This is a genomic window from Sphingomonas sp. SKA58, from assembly GCF_000153545.1.
Lineage (GTDB): Bacteria > Pseudomonadota > Alphaproteobacteria > Sphingomonadales > Sphingomonadaceae > Sphingobium > Sphingobium soli.
In genome coordinates this window covers 344,804-361,607 of sequence record NZ_CH959307.1, presented here as the reverse complement: position 1 = coordinate 361,607, position 16,804 = coordinate 344,804, and the positions used below count along the sequence as shown (strand labels likewise).

General features: G+C 64.9%; 13 protein-coding genes, 1 pseudogene and 1 riboswitch. Of the genes and pseudogenes, 9 read left to right on the top strand and 5 right to left on the bottom strand.

Translation table 11 applies throughout. From position 1 onward, the window contains the following. From SKA58_RS20565 to SKA58_RS10995, 9 genes and pseudogenes are all read left to right on the top strand, one after another. A pseudogene (locus tag SKA58_RS20565) lies at positions 1 to 236 on the top strand (cell division protein FtsZ); the annotation flags it as partial. 124 nt (positions 237 to 360) lie between these two features. Beyond that, the gene (locus SKA58_RS11030; protein WP_009822509.1) at positions 361 to 2,232 is read left to right on the top strand and encodes an SPOR domain-containing protein; all 1,872 of its coding nucleotides are present in this window, start codon (positions 361 to 363) and stop codon (positions 2,230 to 2,232) included. A gap of 9 nt (positions 2,233 to 2,241) precedes the next feature. Further along, positions 2,242 to 3,402, top strand: a complete 1,161-nt coding sequence (locus tag SKA58_RS11025; RefSeq protein WP_009822508.1) for a deoxyguanosinetriphosphate triphosphohydrolase — start codon at positions 2,242 to 2,244, stop codon at positions 3,400 to 3,402. A 54-nt stretch (positions 3,403 to 3,456) separates the two neighbouring features. Then, positions 3,457 to 3,557, top strand: a riboswitch (glycine riboswitch). Positions 3,558 to 3,733: 176 nt separating this feature from the next. After that, positions 3,734 to 4,885, top strand: a complete 1,152-nt coding sequence (gene gcvT, locus SKA58_RS11020; protein ID WP_009822507.1) for a glycine cleavage system aminomethyltransferase GcvT — start codon at positions 3,734 to 3,736, stop codon at positions 4,883 to 4,885. 31 nt (positions 4,886 to 4,916) lie between these two features. Beyond that, the gene (gcvH, locus tag SKA58_RS11015; RefSeq protein ID WP_037543450.1) at positions 4,917 to 5,288 is read left to right on the top strand and encodes a glycine cleavage system protein GcvH; all 372 of its coding nucleotides are present in this window, start codon (positions 4,917 to 4,919) and stop codon (positions 5,286 to 5,288) included. Between the two features lie 157 nt (positions 5,289 to 5,445). Further along, entirely contained in the window at positions 5,446 to 6,804 is a 1,359-nt protein-coding gene (gene gcvPA, locus SKA58_RS11010; RefSeq protein WP_037543449.1) for an aminomethyl-transferring glycine dehydrogenase subunit GcvPA, read from the top strand. After that, positions 6,801 to 8,375, top strand: a complete 1,575-nt coding sequence (gene gcvPB / locus SKA58_RS11005) for an aminomethyl-transferring glycine dehydrogenase subunit GcvPB (protein WP_009822504.1) — start codon at positions 6,801 to 6,803, stop codon at positions 8,373 to 8,375. Before gcvPA ends, gcvPB begins: the two co-directional genes overlap by 4 nt. Next, entirely contained in the window at positions 8,372 to 9,013 is a 642-nt protein-coding gene (locus SKA58_RS11000) for a DUF938 domain-containing protein (protein WP_009822503.1), read from the top strand. The genes gcvPB and SKA58_RS11000 overlap by 4 nt, the downstream gene beginning before the upstream one ends. Positions 9,014 to 9,179: 166 nt before the next feature. After that, entirely contained in the window at positions 9,180 to 10,103 is a 924-nt protein-coding gene (locus tag SKA58_RS10995; protein ID WP_009822502.1) for a hypothetical protein, read from the top strand. Here the strand turns inward: SKA58_RS10995 and SKA58_RS10990 are convergent. The 5 genes from SKA58_RS10990 to hrpB form a co-directional block, all read right to left on the bottom strand. Continuing rightward, positions 10,060 to 12,063 (bottom strand): ATP-binding protein, encoded by a 2,004-nt coding sequence (locus SKA58_RS10990; RefSeq protein ID WP_009822501.1) that lies wholly within the window; start codon positions 12,061 to 12,063, stop codon positions 10,060 to 10,062. The genes SKA58_RS10995 and SKA58_RS10990 overlap by 44 nt on opposite strands. A 111-nt stretch (positions 12,064 to 12,174) precedes the next feature. Further along, a complete protein-coding gene (gene spt, locus SKA58_RS10985) occupies positions 12,175 to 13,437 on the bottom strand; it encodes a serine palmitoyltransferase (RefSeq protein WP_050763042.1) in 1,263 nt (420 codons plus the stop codon). A 137-nt stretch (positions 13,438 to 13,574) separates the two neighbouring features. After that, positions 13,575 to 13,820, bottom strand: coding sequence for an acyl carrier protein (locus tag SKA58_RS10980; protein ID WP_009822499.1), 246 nt, complete (start codon positions 13,818 to 13,820; stop codon positions 13,575 to 13,577). Between the two features lie 119 nt (positions 13,821 to 13,939). Beyond that, entirely contained in the window at positions 13,940 to 14,218 is a 279-nt protein-coding gene (locus SKA58_RS10975) for an ETC complex I subunit (protein ID WP_037542992.1), read from the bottom strand. A gap of 55 nt (positions 14,219 to 14,273) precedes the next feature. After that, positions 14,274 to 16,766 (bottom strand): ATP-dependent helicase HrpB, encoded by a 2,493-nt coding sequence (gene hrpB, locus SKA58_RS10970; RefSeq protein ID WP_009822496.1) that lies wholly within the window; start codon positions 16,764 to 16,766, stop codon positions 14,274 to 14,276. Between the last annotated feature and the right edge of the window lie 38 nt (positions 16,767 to 16,804).

Genomic DNA, 16,804 nt, shown 5'->3' with positions numbered 1-16,804 from the left:
AAGTCCGGACGAGGACGAACTGGTTCTGGGCGCCGATAATGCGGAACTCCCGCACCGGCTCCGGCGCCCGCTCCCCACCCTGCGCAACTGCTCCGCGTGTCGCCACGGGAGGCACGCTGTTCGAACGGATGGCGGGCCTGACGCGTGGGTCGGAAAAAACGGCTGGTGCAGGATCCGACGATGCCGCTCCGGGTGTTGATATCCCTCGGTTCCTCAATCGTCAGAATAACCAGTAAGGCCAGGTGCGGCGATGGCCGCGCCTCATGTCATAAAGCGCGTCGTCGGCCATCCGGATCGGCCCGGCGCGCTTTTTGGTCCGGCTGATTTCCCATTCGCCATGGCATGGGCTAAGGGGGGGATGTGACTAAGTCTCTTCCCTGGATTCTCGCCGCGCTCTTCCTTGCGCCTCCCGCTTTTGCCCAGACCGATCAGGCCGATCTTGTCCCGCCGCTGGGCGCTGCCGACCTTAATCGTAACCTTGCGCGGCTGGCCTCCAACCCGCGCGATGTCGACGCGATGATCGGCGCTGGCGAAGCTGCGCTCGCGCTGGATGATCCGCACGGGGCCGCTGGATTCTTCGCCCGCGCCGACGCGATTGCCAGCGGCAATGGCCGTATCAAGGCGGGGCTGGCGCGGGTCATGCTCAAGCTGCAAAATCCAGCCGAAGCTGTGCGATTGTTCGACCAGGCGCAGCGGCTGGGTTTTCCTGATACGAGCATCCTGATGGAACGCGGCCTTGCGCGCGACTTGACGGGCGACCAGGCGGGTGCGCAGCGTGATTATCAGGCCGCCTTGGCGCGTTCTCCCGACAACGCCGAACTGCGCCGGCGCTATGCCGCTTCGCTCGGCATATCGGGTCAGGTGGACGCAGCGGAAAGCATGCTGGAGCCGCTGCTCTACAAGAGCGATCGGGCTGCATGGCGGTATCGGGCGTTCATTTATGCCATGAACAATCGTCAGGCCGATGCCAAGAAAGTGGCGGAGCAGGCGATGCCAGCGCGGCTTGCCGCGGCGATCACCCCCTATATGCAGAAAATGCCCTATCTGACTGCACAGCAAAAGGCGGCGGCGGTGCATTTCGGCCAATTCCCCTCGCAGGTCGGCACCACCCTTGCGGCAGTCACCCCGACCACGCCGCCCCCAGCAGCAACGTCGGCAACGCCTGCATCTGCGCCTGCCACGCAGATCGCGCAGGCCCCGACGCAATCCGCGCCATCGCGGTCCCGTCCGCTCAGCCGTGCGGAACAGCGGCGGCAGCGGCGAGAGGCTGCGCGCCTGGCGCGTGCCGAGGGGCGTCAGACGCCCATGCCTGCGCCTCGTCCGTCGGCTTCAAGCCAGCCTGCGCCGACCCCGACCGCGAGTCCCGCCAACTCTGGCGCTGCGACCCAAGTGGCGCAGGCGCAGACCGTCCAATCGCTGCCTGCCCGTGCGGCCCAGCCTGTCGTGCAGCCCTTGCCTCGGACGCCCAGTGCCGCTTCTCCTTCCGAATCCCCGTCGATGGCGCGCGCTGCCGCGCCCAGCGTGCAGGGACCGCCTGCGCCGGGGTTCGCATCGATCGAAGACAAGACACCCGCAGCCGCCGCGCCTGCCGCTACGCCCGGCGTGCAGGATACTGCCGTCGATGGGGCCGCATCGCCGCCGACCGTTACGCAGCCGTCAGTTGCTGCGCCCACGCCGGCCGCCAGCCAGCCCGCGCCCCCGGCACCCGACCCGCAAGCCACGCGCACCCTGGCCGACATCATTCGCGCGATTGACGTGCCTGAGGCCGAGCGGCAGGCGACCGTCGCGGCCGTGGATCTGAACGAGATTGCCGCCATGCAGGCAGCGCGCCGCGCTGAACGCCAGGCCGCCGCTGCGGCTGCTGCGGCAAAAGCCAAGAAGGAGGCGGCCGCCAAGGCAAAGGCCGAAGCCGATGCCAAGGCCAAGAAGGAGGCGGAGGAGAAAAAGCGCCTCGCCGCCAATCCCTCACGCAACTGGCTGCAAGTCGGCGTAGGGCAGAGCAAATCTGCGCTCGCCTTCACGATGAAGCGGTTGCGCGGTAAATATGACAGCATCGCGCCGCAGGATGCCTGGACGGCCAGCTGGGGTCAGACTAACCGCCTGCTGGTCGGGCCATTCCCCAGCTTTACCCGCGCCAGGGAACTGGAAACCAAGCTCAAGGCTGCCGGCGCTGACGTGTTCGCGTGGAAAAGCGATGCGGGAGAGGTAGTCGAGAAGCTGGCTGGCGAGTAAGGGGCGGGCATGACGCTGCTCGCCCCCTATGCCTGCCATCCCGCCGCAAGCCGCGGCCGCCTTCATGCCGAGCCGGGCGGGGAGATGCGTGGACCGCGCGACGTATTCCAGCGCGATCGCGACCGCATCATCCATTCAATCGCCTTTCGTCGCCTACGCCACAAGACACAGGTGTTCGTCTCCCCCGATGGCGACCATTATCGCGTCCGCCTGACCCACAGCCTGGAGGTCGCGCAGATCGGGCGCACCACCGCGCGAACGCTGGGCCTTAACGAAGACCTGACCGAAGCCTTGTGCCTGGCGCACGACATCGGCCATCCGCCCTTCGGCCATGCCGGGGAGGATGCGCTGGAGGCGGCGTTGGACCAGCATGGCGGGTTCGACCATAATGCTCATACATTGCGCACGCTCATGCTCCTCGAAAGCCCCTATCCGCGTTTTCGCGGGCTGAACCTCAGCTGGGAAATGCTAGAGGGTCTGGCCAAGCATAATGGTCCGGTCGCCCGCCCGGGATGGGCAATGCAGGATCTTGACACGCTCTTTCCGCTCGACCTGACAAGCCATGCCTCGCTCGAGGCGCAGCTCGCGGCGATTTCGGACGACATCGCCTATGACAATCACGACATTGATGATGGCTTGCGCGCCGGCTTGCTGACTCTGGAGCAACTGCTCGAAGTGCCGTTCGTGCACGACTGCTGGGACAGGGTCCGTGCCCGCTATCCCGACGTCCCGCAGGACCGGCTGCTGCGCGAACTGGTGCGCGAACAAATTGGCGTGATGGCCAACGATCTGCTGGAAACGACCCGGCATAATATCGCGGATGCACGTGTCGAAACCGTCGACGATGTGCGCGCGCTCGGCCGCACGCTGGTCTGCTTCTCGCCTGACCTCGCCGCGCAGGAACGGACGCTCAAGCGGTTCATGTACGCGACCCTCTATCATCATCCCGACCAATTGGCGGCGGCGGATCGGGCACGGGTGATCGTGACCGGCCTGTTTCGCGCCTATCAGGATGACCCCGCGCTGATGCCAGCCGAATGGCGCGACGAGTGCGCGCTGGAAGAACCCACCCGCAGCCGCCATATCGCCGACTTCATCGCGGGCATGACCGATCGTTACGCGGAAAAGCGGCACCGGGAAATCTACGGTGCGCTTGCGCTCGCCGATTGACGCGCCCCGTCCTTTGCCGCAATGCGCTGTTTGTCTCCGGCGGATTCGTCCGCCGGGCATGATGCGGGAGAGCATGGGCGGCCTTTGAGGCACAGCCCGTCGCCGAAGGAGCAACCGCCCCGGAATCTCTCAGGCCAAAGGACCGCATCGCGCGCAAGGCACTCTGGAAAGCGGACGCGCTTCTCGCCCGTCCCACCGAAGGGGTAAGCTGGTCGGCCACAAGGCCGCTGGTCAAAGCTCTCAGGTTCCGTGACAGAGGGGGTGGCAGCAATCCGGCCGATCAGGCAGGATGACGCTGTCGCCATATCCTCATGCACGGAGGCCGCCTTTCATGTCCGGCACGCACGACGTCACCCCTATCGAAGAAGATCTGCCGTTGCAGCCGCTGCCGCTCGATGCCTGGCATCGCGACAGGGGCGCGCGCATGGTCGGCTTTGCCGGCTACCATATGCCGATCCAATATGAGGGCATCATGGCCGAACATGGCTGGACCCGCGAACATGCCGGCCTGTTCGATGTTAGCCACATGGGCCAGTTGACCTTCACGGGCGACGGCGTCGACGCCGCGGTGGAGCATCTGCTCCCCAGCGACATCAGGGGATTGAAGCCCTTTCGCCAGCGTTATTCGATGCTGCTGGACGACGAAGGCGGCATATTGGACGACCTGATGGTATCACGCCTGGGTGACGGCGCGTTCGACGGGGCAGACATCTACATGGTCGTCAATGGCGCGACCAAATATGACGATATTGGCTGGATGATCGAGCATCTGCCTGACGAAGTCACCATGAACCATATGGATGAGCAGGCCCTGTTGGCGCTTCAGGGGCCTGAAGCCGGTGCAGCGCTGGCCAGCCTGATCCCGGAAACGGCCGATCTGCTGTTCATGCAATCGGGCCTGTTCACCTGGCGCGGCGTGCCGCTGTGGATCAGCCGGTCTGGCTATACCGGTGAGGACGGTTTTGAAATCAGCCTGCCGGGCGAGGATGCCAGGCTGTTGGCCGACGCGCTCTGCGATCTGCCGCAAGTCAAGCCCATCGGCCTTGGCGCGCGCGATTCGCTGCGGCTGGAGGCGGGGCTGCCGCTCTACGGTCATGATCTGACGCCCGCCGTCAGCACGATCGCGGCAGACCTGGGTTTCGCCATCCAGAAGCGTCGGCGTGAGGAAGGCGGCTTTAACGGTCATGCACGCGTGATGAAGGAACTGGCCGATGGGCCGGGTGCGCGCCGGGTCGGGTTGCGGGTCGAGGGGCGTCTGCCCGCGCGTGAAGGCGCCAAGATCTTCGCCGGATCGGTCGAGGTCGGTGAAGTCACATCGGGCGGCTTTGCCCCGACGCTTGGCGCGCCGATCGCCATGGGCTGGGTTAGCACGCCTTATTCGGCGATCGACACGGCTTTGGAAATAGATGTGCGCGGCAAGCGTATTGCCGCTGTGGTCGCGCCGATGCCGTTCGTTCCGCATCGGTATCGCCGCAAGCCCTGATTTCATCACCTTTGCGAAGGGGAACATGCATATGAGCCGTTATTTCACCGACGAACATGAATGGATCGACGTAGAGGGCGAAATCGCCACGGTCGGCATCACCGACTATGCGCAGGAACAACTGGGCGACATCGTTTTCGTCGAACTCCCCGCCGAAGGAACAACGTTCGAAAAGGGCGATGATGCCGCCGTCGTCGAATCGGTGAAGGCCGCGTCGGACGTCTATGCGCCGATTTCCGGCGAAGTCGTGGAAACCAACAGCGCGCTGGAGGACGAGCCCGCGCTGGTCAACAGCGACGCCGAAGAAGATGGCTGGTTCTTCAAGCTGCGGCTGACCGACGCCAGCGAACTGGAAGGCCTGATGAACGAAGCCGCCTACAAGAAGTTCGTGGCCAGCCTTTGATGCCTGGATAAGCCCTTCCCTGTCAGGGAGGGGGAAGGGGTGGGTGGCGAGCGAAGCGAGCCTTGCGACCTGACCTTAAAGGCATTGCCGGCGATTGCCGTGCAATCGCACCCACCCCCGGCCCCTCCCTTGAAAGGGAGGGGAGTGGAGAATGAAATTGCGCTACCTACCCCTTACCGACAGCGACCGGCAGGCGATGCTCGCCACCATCGGCGCTTCCTCCATCGATGATCTGTTTGTCGATGTGCCCGCCGAAGCTCGGTTGGCCGGAACGATCCCTGATCTGCCCGATCATGCCAGCGAAATGGCGGTCGAGCGGCACATGGCCGCGCTGGCCCGGAAAAATCTGTCAGCAGGGGAAGCGCCCTTCTTTCTGGGTGCGGGCGCGTACAAGCATCATGTGCCCGCCAGCGTCGATCATCTGATCCAGCGCGGCGAGTTCCTGACCGCCTATACCCCCTATCAGCCGGAAATCGCGCAGGGCACGCTCCAGGTGCTGTTCGAATTCCAGACGCAGGTCGCGCGGTTGCTGGGCTGCGACGTCGCCAATGCGTCCATGTATGATGGATCGACTGCCTGCTGGGAAGCGATCGTCATGGCGCGGCGCATCACCAAGCGGGGCAAGGCGCTGCTTTCGTCGGGGCTCCACCCCCATTATGTCTCGGTCGCGCAGACGATGGCCAAGTTCACGGGCGACGATCTGGCCTATGAAACGCCTGAACTCGACAGCAAAAGCGACAGCCAGAAGCTGATCGCGGCGATCGACAAGGACACAAGCTGCGTTGTTGTCCAATATCCCGATATTCTCGGCCGAATTGAGGACCTTACTGCGTTGGCGGACGCGGCGCATGCCGTTGGCGCGCTGCTGGTCGCGGTAGTGACGGAACCCGTTGCGCTCGGCGCGATCAAGGCGCCCGGCGCCATGGGGGCGGACATCGTCGTGGGCGAAGGCCAGTCGATCGGCGTCGGCTTGCAATTTGGCGGGCCCTATCTTGGCCTGTTTGCGTGCAAGCAGAAATATGTGCGCCAGATGCCGGGACGCCTGTGCGGCGAAACGGTGGACGCTGCGGGGAAGCGCGGCTTCGTGCTGACGCTTTCCACCCGCGAACAGCATATCCGTCGCGAAAAGGCGACGTCAAACATCTGCACCAACTCGGGCCTGTGTGCGCTGGCGTTCAGCATCCATATGACGTTGCTGGGCGAAAAGGGGCTGCGCGACTTGGCCACGCTCAACCACGCGCTTGCGGTTCAGGCGGCCAATCGTTTGGCGAAGGTGCCGGGCGTGACCCTGGTCAACGATGCATTCTTCAACGAATTTACGCTGGTCCTGCCGAAGGACGCGCGCGACGTGACCCGTTCGCTGGCCGACAAGGGCATGCTGGGCGGCGTCTCGCTCGGCCGCCTCTTCCCCCACGCGCCGCAGCTTGGGCAAGGCCTTGTCGTCGCCGTCACCGAAACCGTCACGGCCGAGGACATCGAAGCCTTTGCCGCTGCGCTCACGGAGGAACTGGCATGACGATGCTCAAGGAAGGCCGCCCAACCGCCCCCACGCCCGTCGAGGAAGCCCATATGGCCCCCGCTACCGCCACCGGAAACCGCGCCCTGATGCTGGAGGAAAAGCTGATCTTCGAGATCGGCTCGACCGACACGACAGGTGTCGACTTCGCTGTCTCACCAGCGGTCGAAAGCCATCTTGGCAACCTCGCCCGCACCGACGCGATTGGACTGCCGGGCCTCTCCGAACAGGAAACGGTGCGCCATTATACGCGCCTTAGCCGACAGAATTACGCCATCGACCTTGGCCTGTTCCCACTTGGCTCCTGCACGATGAAGCACAACCCGCGCCTCAATGAAAAGGTCGCGCGGATGCCCGGTTTCGCCGATATCCACCCGCTCCAGCCGCAATCGACCGTTCAGGGCGCGCTTGGCGTCATCAATGAACTCGCTGTCTGGCTCATCAAGCTGACCGGGATGCACGGCGTCGCCATGACGCCCAAGGCGGGCGCGCACGGCGAACTGTGCGGCCTGCTCTGCATCCGCGCGGCGCTCGAAGCGCGCGGCGATGCACGGCAGGTGGTGCTGGTCCCCGAAAGCGCCCATGGCACCAACCCGGCCACCGCCGCCTTCTGCGGCTACAAGGTGGAAGACATTCCCGCGACTCCGGATGGCCGCGTCGACCTTGAGGCACTGAAAGCACGGCTCGGTCCCGACGTCGCGGCGGTGATGATCACCAACCCCAACACCTGCGGCCTGTTCGAGCGCGATATGAAGGTGATTTCCGACGCGGTCCATGCCGCCGGCGCCTTCGTCTATTGCGACGGCGCGAACTTCAACGCCATCGTCGGCCGCGTCCGTCCCGGCGACCTTGGCGTCGACGCCATGCACATCAACCTGCACAAGACATTTTCCACGCCCCATGGCGGTGGCGGGCCCGGCTCGGGTCCGGTGGTCCTGTCCGAAGCGCTCGCGCCCTTCGGCCCGCTCCCTTACACCGCTCGGATGGAGGACGGATCGATCCACCTGATCGAGGAGGAGAATGTCGGCGCGGAAATGCCACAGAGCTTTGGCCGCATGTCCGCCTTCCACGGGCAGATGGGCATGTTCACCCGCGCGCTCGCCTATATCCTGTCCCACGGCGCGGACGGGCTGCGGCAGGTGGCGGAGGATGCCGTGCTCAACGCCAACTATGTGCTTCGCAGCCTCGACGATGTGCTCGACGCGCCTTTCGGGGCAAGCGGGCCGTGCATGCATGAGGCTCTGTTCAGCGACAAGGGATTGGCCGAAGGCTTCACCACGCTCGACATCGCCAAGGGGCTGATCGACGAAGGCTTCCACCCGATGACCATGTATTTCCCGCTGGTTGTTCATGGCGCGATGCTGGTCGAACCGACCGAGACTGAGAGCAAGGCGGCCCTCGACCAGTTCATCCTGGCGCTGCGCAGCCTGGCCGAGCGGGCGAAGGCGGGGGACGAGGCGCTGAAGGGTGCACCCTATCATGCGCCGCGCCGGCGCCTGGACGAGACGCTGGCTGCTCGTAAGCCGGTGTTGAGCTGGATTGATCCGGACCTGGCGGAAGCAGCCGAATGACGAACGCGCCGGAACCGTGGGAACCCGGTTCCGGAGCCCGCGATGCGGATAAGCGTCATGCTCCCGCCACTTTACGCAACCGTGACGCCATCGTGGCGGTACTGCGCGATGCGCTGCCGACCTGCGGGCTCGTGCTGGAAGTGGCGAGCGGCAGCGGCGAGCATGCCGTCCACTTCGCCGGGGCTTTCCCCACTCTTGGCTGGCAACCCAGCGATCCCGATCCAGCCGCGCTCGCCTCGATCGCTGCGTGGCGGGCCGAGGCCGGCCTCCCAAACCTTCGGCCGCCCGTTCGCCTGGATGCCGTCGGCGACTGGCCTGCAATGGAGGCCGCAGCGATCCTGTGCATCAACATGGTGCATATATCGCCATGGGAAGCCACGCTTGGCCTGATGAAAGGGGCAGGGGGCACGCTGTCATCCGGCGGCCTGCTCTATCTTTATGGCCCCTATACAAAGGATGGCGTCGAAACCGCGCCGAGCAACCTTGCCTTTGATGCGTCGCTCAAAGGCCGTGATCCGCGTTGGGGTCTGCGCGCGGTGGATGAAGTGATCGTGGCGGCAAAGGCGCAGGGTCTGGCTTTCGAAAAGCTGATCGAAATGCCGGCCAACAACATATCGCTCTTGTTCCGGCGCGTCTGATTGCCGGCTCTCTCACATCCTACGATCCGCAGGGAGCGGCGGCGCGGCGCGGTGCGCCCGCGGCGCGGGATAAGCAGGAGGCATTCGCCACCTCCTGCCAGACGGCACCCGCGGGTGGCTCGAAGCCACTTTCCATCCCGCCGGATAATCGTCTAGGCCGTGCGCGATGCCCAGCCAACTTCTTTCCCTCGTCACGGCCGAACTCGCCGCCCCGGCTGATCCGCGCGCTGCCGCCATGGCGGGCGCGCTGGCGGCCCGGTATCCCGACACTGCCCGCGCCGTCCTTTTTTACGGTTCCTGCCTGCGGGAGGCCAATCTCGATGGGCTGATGCTCGATTTCTATCTCATCGTGTCCGACTATCGGGCGACCTATGGGAAAAGCTGGCTCGGCCGCGCAAATGCGCTCGTTCCGCCTAACGTCTTTCCATTCGAACATAATGGCCTGATCGCCAAATATGCCGTGCTGTCGGAAGCCGATTTTGACCGTCTGAACAGCCCGGCCGCGGACAATGTATCGGTGTGGGCGCGCTTTGCCCAGCCTGCGCGGCTGCTCTGGACTTCGGACGATCTGGCGCGGCAGCGCGCCATCGCGGCGGTGGCGCAGGCTGCACCGACATTGTTTTCGCTCACCATGCCTATGCTGCCATCAGACACGGATATTGGCGTGCTGGACATTTGGAAGACCGGTTTCACCCTGACTTACAATGCCGAGCTACGCGCTGAGAAAAAGGGTCGGTCGTTGTCGATCGTCGATGTCGATCCCGATCGATATGAACGGTTCGGCCGCGCTGCCCTTACGCAGATTGCCGAGCTGCGCGGGACAGGGAAGGCGGGCGAGGTGCCCAACGCCTTGTCACCGGAGCAGGCCGCCGCGCATTGGCGCATGCTCCGGCGCCGTGGCAAGCGCCTGTCCGTCATCCGGCTTGCCAAGGCGAGCTTCACCTATGCCGGGGGCATCGACTATCTGGCTTGGAAGATCAATCGCCACGCCGGCACGCAGATCATGATCAGGCCCTGGCAGCGGCGCTGGCCGCTGCTGGGCGCGATCACTCTGCTGCCGCGGCTGTTGCGGGGCGGCGCGATCCGTTGAGCGTCGTGCCGACGGCCTGGGCGAGGGCCGCGAGCGTGTAGGGCTTGCGCAGCACGGGATGGCCGCCAAAATCCGCCTGATCATTGCCGTCGCCGGTAAAGCCGGTGACGAACAGAATGGGCAAATGGTGGAAGGCGGCCGGCAGCGCGCGTACCATTTCGGGCCCGGTCATGTCGGGCATCAGAACATCGCTCAGGATCAGACCGACATCGCCGTTGTTGCCGAGCAACCGTGCGGCCTTTCCCGGGTGATCGCACGCGATCGGCAAATGCCCCAATTCGCTAAGCGCCGCCATCGTTTGCCGCAGGACGCGCGGATCATCCTCCACCACCAATATGCGGGTGGGCGGGTGCTCGACCGGTGCGCGGGACAGCGACAGGCTGTCTTCGGCCAGCGGTTCCGCTTCCGTGATGCAGCGCGGCAGATAAAGGGTCACGGTGCTGCCGCCTCCGGGTTCGGACTCGATGCGAATATCGCCTTCGCTCTGGCGGACGAGGCCGAATATCTGGCTGAGGCCTAGGCCCGTGCCCTTGCCCACGGGCTTCGTCGTGAAAAAGGGTTCGAACACGCGCGCCAATATTTCGGGCGTCATGCCGCAGCCATCGTCCGTCACGCTCATGCGGACATAATCGCCCGCTGCGCATTCGGCGACCTCGCCCTGCGCCAGGGTGGCGCGCCCGGTGGCAAGGATCAGCCGCCCGCGCCCCTCCATGGCGTCGCGGGCATTGACGCACAGGTTCAGGATCGCATTTTCCATCTGATGCTGATCGACGAAAATCTGCCAGCCCTGCGCTTCATGCTGAAAGGTGACGGTGATCTGATCGCCGATCGTGCGATCGATGAGATCCGCCATCCCGGCGATCAGGACGTCTGGATCGACGGCGCTGGGCAGCAGTGGCTCTGACCGGGCGAAGGCCAGCAGGCGGCGGGTCAGCGCGGCGGCACGGTTGGCGCCCTCCGTCGCATTGTCGATATGGCGCAGCGCCTCCTCTGGCTTCAGTCGCATCTTGCGCCGCGCCAGTTCCAGACCGCCCACGACGACCGCCAGCATATTGTTGAAATCATGGGCGATGCCGCCTGTCAGCTGACCAATGGCGTCCATCTTCTGCATCTGGCGCAGGCTGTCCTCGGCGGCCGCACGTTCGGTTGCCTCCAGCTTCAATTGGTCATAGGCGGCGGACAGTTCGGCGGTGCGGGCGCGCACGGCCGCATCGAGCGAATCGGCCCGTTCGGATTCCAGTTCGGCCTGACGCCTGGCATTGCGTCGATCCGCAATGGCGACATGAGCGAACCAGGCGGCGAACAACACGCAGACCAACAGAACGAGGCCAAACAGGCGCCAGGTCTTTCCGATCCATTCCGTGCGATCGCCGGCCAGCGACACTGCGAGGCTGCGTTCGCGCAATCGCGCATTTTCCGCAGCGATCACCCGGGCAAGCAGATCGGATATCTGTTGTAAATCCTCGCTCTTGCCAGCCTCATGGAATTTGGCGAGCGCCGTCATCTTCTGGTCATAGGTGGTGCGCAGCCCGATCTCGCTCAGTCGCTTGCCCCGTTCGGCAAAGGCGCGCTGCAACGCCTCGACATTGCCGCGCTGCCAATCCGCGCCGCGCGTGGCGTAGAAGAGCGCGCGGAGCTGGCTATTGGCGCTGCGCCACTGATCCTGAAACAGACGGCCCGTATCAGGCTCAAGGCTGATGACATAACGGGCGAGCGTCACTTCCGCCCGTGCGATCCGTGCTTCGAACCCGCGTGCAAGGGCGATGATTTCGAAGCTGCGTTGCTGTTCCGCCAACGCTTGCGCGTGATCGCGCGATGCTGTTCGGGCAGTGTAGAGCAACGTGCCCAAAGAGCCGACGAGCAGCGCGATAAGCAGCCACGGGACGACGCGACGCAGCGCGGCAAGCCATATCATGCCGCGCTGATCCGATCGCTGGTTCTGAATGTCACCATCCGCCATGGCGGTCGACCTTAGCCCAACAGAGTCGAAGGCGAAATATCCTGCGCTACATCTTCCAACCGTAGCGTTTCGCGCACGGCAAGAACATATGGCGCCGGGGGGAAGGCCTTATCAGCCGATGGCGCCAGTTGCCTTGCCCGCCGCCTCGAACATGGTGATGATCTGTTCGACCTGATCGTCGCTATGGTCCGCGCAGAGTGAACAGCGCAGCAGGAAGGTTCCTGCCGGTGTTGCCGGCGGGCGGGCCATGTTGACGTAGAGGCCCAGTTCCAAAAGCGCCTGCCACATGGCGACGGCCTGGGTCTGATCGGTCAGGATGACCGCGATGATCGCCGACTGCGGCGTCTTCGTGCCCAGCGTGAAGCCAAGATCGGTCAGCCCCTGATGCAGCCGCTTGCTGTTTTTCCACAGATGAGCGCGCTTCTCGCCCGCATGCATCAGCTTGCGGATGCTGGTGGCGGCGGTGGCGACGACGCTGGGGGGCAGCGAGGCGGTGAAGACATAGGGGCGGCACACAAGGCGCAGCACCTCGAACTTGGGATGGTTGGACACGCAGAAGCCCCCGACCGTCCCGACCGACTTGGAAAAGGTGCCGACGACGAAATCGACGTCCTTCTCGACGCCCTGCTCCTCGTACACGCCACGGCCATTTGGGCCGAAAAAGCCCATGCCATGCGCTTCGTCGACCAGGATCATGCAATTGGGATGCTTGCGGATCGCGGCGACCATGTCGGGCAGGGGGGCGATGTCGCCCAGCATCGAATATACGCCTTCCAGCACGACGAGCTTCAGCGCGTCGGCGGGCAGGCGACCCAGGCGCTTGTCCAGATCGTCCACACTGTTGTGGCGGAACCGGACAATGTCCGCGTCACCCAGAAAACAGCCATCATAGATGGACGCGTGGCTGTCGGCATCGAGCACGACATAGTCGCCCTTGCCCGCGAGCGTCGAAATAATGCCGAGATTGGCCTGGTAGCCCGTCGAAAAGACCATGGCGCCGCTGGTGCCGTAGAAATCCTTGAGGGCCTCTTCGACTTCCTTGTGGCCCTGATAGGTGCCGTTGAGCACGCGACTGCCGGTCGTGCCAGCGCCGAAATCGTCCAGCGCCTTCTTGCCCGCTGCCACCACATCGGGATCGAACGTCATGCCCATATAATTATAGGTGCCCAGCAGGATCGTGTCCTTGCCCTTGATGACGGCCTGGGTCGGCGACTTCACTTCGTCCATCACGATCGCGAACGGATCGCGCACGCCTGTCGCCAGCAGCGCCTCGCGCTCGGCGATCAGGGGATCGAATTTTGAAAACAGGTCGCGTGCGGCGAGTGTTTCCACAGGGGTGCGCGCGTCGTTCGCGGTAGCGGCTGCGTCGGTCATGTCAAATCTTCCGTTCGGTTCGAGCAGCATCGAGCAAAGTCGAGATGCGTCGGTCGAGAACTGGTTCGCCGCCCTCTCGACTTCGGTTCTCGACGAGCTCGAACCTACGCTCGAAACGAACGGACTTGCTTTTGTCGTCAGGCGGCCTTGAGTTTCTGCACCGCGTCGACCAGCTGGCCCACGGTTTCGATCTCGGCCTGCATGTTCATGGTGATGATGATGTCGAATTCATCTTCGATCGCCGCGACGAAATCCATAACCGTCAGGCTGTCCCACTCCAGATCGCCGGCAAAGCTGGTGGTCTCGGTCAGCGCGATACCCTTTTTGTTGAAGGGTTCGATCTGCGCGGCGACGCTTTCGAAGATTGCGGTGCGATCCGTCATTATCGTGAAAATCTTTCCGTCAAAACGCGGCTTGTGCCGCCTATGTCCGCCCCTTGGCAAGCGAATAAGGCGTCAATCGGGCAGCATCGCGCCCGAATGTGCAAGCAAAATGCGATCGCTCAGCGGAAATTATCGGCGTAGGCCTGAATTTTCAGCGTCTTGGGCGGGGTGGCAATAAGCGTGTAGGCAATGCCATATTTGTCGGCATAGGCGATCGCGGCATCCTGCGTGGCGAAGGTCAGCTTCACCTGGCTCTGCGTATCGCCTGACCCTGCCCAGCCGGTCAGCGGATCGGGCATCTTGGCCTCTGCCTGCGCGAATTCCAGCACCCATTTATGGGTCAGCGCCTTGCCTGACTGCATGGCGTTTTTCTGGATTTGATAGATGCGCGCGCTCATCGCGTAGAAACTCCGTTCAAGACCTTGCTGCGTTGCACCAGCCGCGCGGTTCAAGTCAAGACTTGGCGCGGGCATCGGCCCTTTTGGTGCGCAAAGTCGCACTGGCGGCGGCCGGATCTTCGGGCCAGGGGTGGCGGGGGTAACGGCCGCGCATCTCTTTGGCCACGTCACGCCAGTTGCCCGCCCAGAAACCGGGAAGGTCGCGGGTCGTCTGTATGGGCCGGCCCGCTGGCGACGTAAGCGAAAGCACGAGCGGAATATGCTGGTTGCCGATCGTGGGATGGGCAGCGAGACCAAAGAGCGCCTGCACCCGCAATTCGACGCGCGGGCCGCCCTCCGCCGCATAGTCGATGGCATGGGACGAGCCGGCGGGGGACCGGAAGTCGGCAGGGGCGAGCCTGTCCAGCTGCTGCTTGCCATCCCAGCCGATCAGCCCTTCCAGCACGCCGGACAATAAAGACCGGTCTATGTCCGACAAGCGGCGCTTGCCCTGGAGGAGTGGCGGCAGCCAGTCATCCAGCGTCACCATCAGCGCCTCGTCCGACAGGGCTTCGATGCCGGCAAAGGCGGCGCGCGTCCGCAACGACATTGCGGCGTCCGACCAAGGGAGCAGCGACAGACCGCCTTGCCTGACGCCATCGCGCAGCGCGCCAGCGACAGCGTCGGGATCGGGCCGATCATCGGACCCGGATGACAGGCGCACTGCGCCCAGACGCCGTTCACGCAGCGCCTCGATACCGCCATTGGCGCTGCGAAAGCGCACGATGCGATGTTCCTGCACGCGATGACCGAACAGGGAGAGAATATCGGCTTCCGCGATCGGCGCGGCCGACAGGATGCGCGCGCCCGCGGCGCTGCCCTGCACTTCGCCCACCGCAAGCCATTCCTCGCGCGCAAGCGGGGAGAGCGGATCGAGCCGAAAGCCGCGTCCGCCCACGCTGACCCAGTCCGCGCCATCGGCGGAGCGGCGTTTCGCCACGCGGTCGGGGAAGGCGAGGGCCAGGCACAGGCCGACCTGATGTTCGGACGCGGCGACTAGGGTGGAGCGCTGACTCTCCGCTGGGCGCGTGCTGGAACCTCCTCCGCCATGGATGGCGGGGACGAGCCTGGCCCAGCGGCGTGCCATGGCGCGGGCGGCATCTGCTCGCTTGCCGCTTTCCCGGCGCCAGCGCTGTCGTCGCAGCGTCAGGTCGGTGTCCTGCCCGCCGATTCCGCGCTCGCCCAGAAGCACGGCCACGTCCGCGGCGATATCGACCAGCCCCATGTCGCCCCCGCGCACGAGCATATGGGCGATCCGCGGCGACAGCGGCAGTTTCGCCAGTGCCTTGCCATGCGCGGCGATGCGGCCATCGTCGTCCAGCGCTTCGAGCGCGATCAGACGCCGGCGGGCTTCGTCAACCGCCGAGGCTGGCGGCGGATCGAGCCATCGCAGGGTCGCTGGATCATTGACACCCCATAGCGCGCAATCGAGCATCAGGCTGGATAGGTCGCTCTCTAATATTTCAGGCGGATCGAACGGCGGCATGCCGGCGGTCGCGGCCGCCTCCCACAAACGATAGGCAACGCCCGGTCGCTGTCGCGCCGCGCGGCCGGCGCGCTGGGTCGCTGAAGCCTGGCTGGCCCTTTCTGTCACAAGGCGCGTCACGCCGGCCGCCCGGTCGTAGCGGGGGCGGCGCGCCAATCCTGAGTCCACGACGATGCGCACCCCGTCGATGGTGAGGCTGGTCTCGGCGATGGACGTCGCCAGGATGACCTTGCGCCGCCCCTCGCGCGACGGGCGGATGGCGGCGCGTTGCGCTGCCGGATCGAGCGAGCCGTGCAGCCTGTGGATCTCTGCCGGCAGGCCCTCAACGCGCTCGGCCGTGCGATCGATTTCCGCCACCCCCGGCAGGAAGGCGAGCAGGTCGCCCTCCGCTTCCTCGGTCAGCGCGCGGCGGATGGCAGCGGCCATGTCGTCCTCGATGCGTTTTTCCGACGCGCGGCCGATATGGCGCAGGTCGAGCGGCTGAATGCGCCCTTCGCTTTCGATCACCGGCGCGTCGCCCAGCAAGGCGGCAAAGCGCGCGCCGTCCAGCGTCGCCGACATCGGCACGATGCGCAGGTCGGGTCGCAGCGCGGCCTGCGCATCCAGCGCTAGCGCAAGCCCAAAATCGCTGTCGAGGCCGCGTTCATGAACCTCGTCGAACAGGACCGCCGATATGCCCGTCAGTTCCGGATCGTCCTGAATGCGGCGGACGAATATCCCCTCGGTCAGCACCAGCAGGCGCGTGCGTGTCGACTGCCGACTGTCCATGCGCGTGGCATAGCCGACCATGCCGCCCGGCTCGTCGCCTATCATTTCGGCGATCCGCTCTGCCGCTGCCCGTGCCGCCAGCCGACGCGGCGACAATAAAAGCACCTGGCCAGTGCACCATGGTTCGGCCAGCAGCGCCGGGGCGACGGCTGTCGTCTTACCGGCGCCAGGGGGCGCCACCAGCACCGCGCTGCTGCTGGCGCGCAGGGTGGTGAGCAGGTCAGGCAGCACGGCGTGGATCGGCAGCATTGTCATTGCGCTCACCCTGTTGCGCCGAAATTGCGCCAGCGCAA

What these genes read in the sequence shown, in the direction of transcription:
- SKA58_RS11025 (WP_009822508.1), top strand. Translation starts at nt 2,242, where the DNA reads ATGACGCTGCTCGCCCCCTATGCCTGCCATCCCGCCGCAAGCCGCGGC.
- gcvT (WP_009822507.1), top strand. Translation starts at nt 3,734, where the DNA reads ATGTCCGGCACGCACGACGTCACCCCTATCGAAGAAGATCTGCCGTTG.
- gcvH (WP_037543450.1), top strand. Translation starts at nt 4,917, where the DNA reads ATGAGCCGTTATTTCACCGACGAACATGAATGGATCGACGTAGAGGGC.
- gcvPB (WP_009822504.1), top strand. Translation starts at nt 6,801, where the DNA reads ATGACGATGCTCAAGGAAGGCCGCCCAACCGCCCCCACGCCCGTCGAG.
- SKA58_RS11000 (WP_009822503.1), top strand. Translation starts at nt 8,372, where the DNA reads ATGACGAACGCGCCGGAACCGTGGGAACCCGGTTCCGGAGCCCGCGAT.
- SKA58_RS10995 (WP_009822502.1), top strand. Translation starts at nt 9,180, where the DNA reads ATGCCCAGCCAACTTCTTTCCCTCGTCACGGCCGAACTCGCCGCCCCG.
- SKA58_RS10990 (WP_009822501.1), bottom strand. Translation starts at nt 12,063, where the DNA reads ATGGCGGATGGTGACATTCAGAACCAGCGATCGGATCAGCGCGGCATG.
- spt (WP_050763042.1), bottom strand. Translation starts at nt 13,437, where the DNA reads ATGACCGACGCAGCCGCTACCGCGAACGACGCGCGCACCCCTGTGGAA.
- SKA58_RS10980 (WP_009822499.1), bottom strand. Translation starts at nt 13,820, where the DNA reads ATGACGGATCGCACCGCAATCTTCGAAAGCGTCGCCGCGCAGATCGAA.
- SKA58_RS10975 (WP_037542992.1), bottom strand. Translation starts at nt 14,218, where the DNA reads ATGAGCGCGCGCATCTATCAAATCCAGAAAAACGCCATGCAGTCAGGC.
- hrpB (WP_009822496.1), bottom strand. Translation starts at nt 16,766, where the DNA reads ATGACAATGCTGCCGATCCACGCCGTGCTGCCTGACCTGCTCACCACC.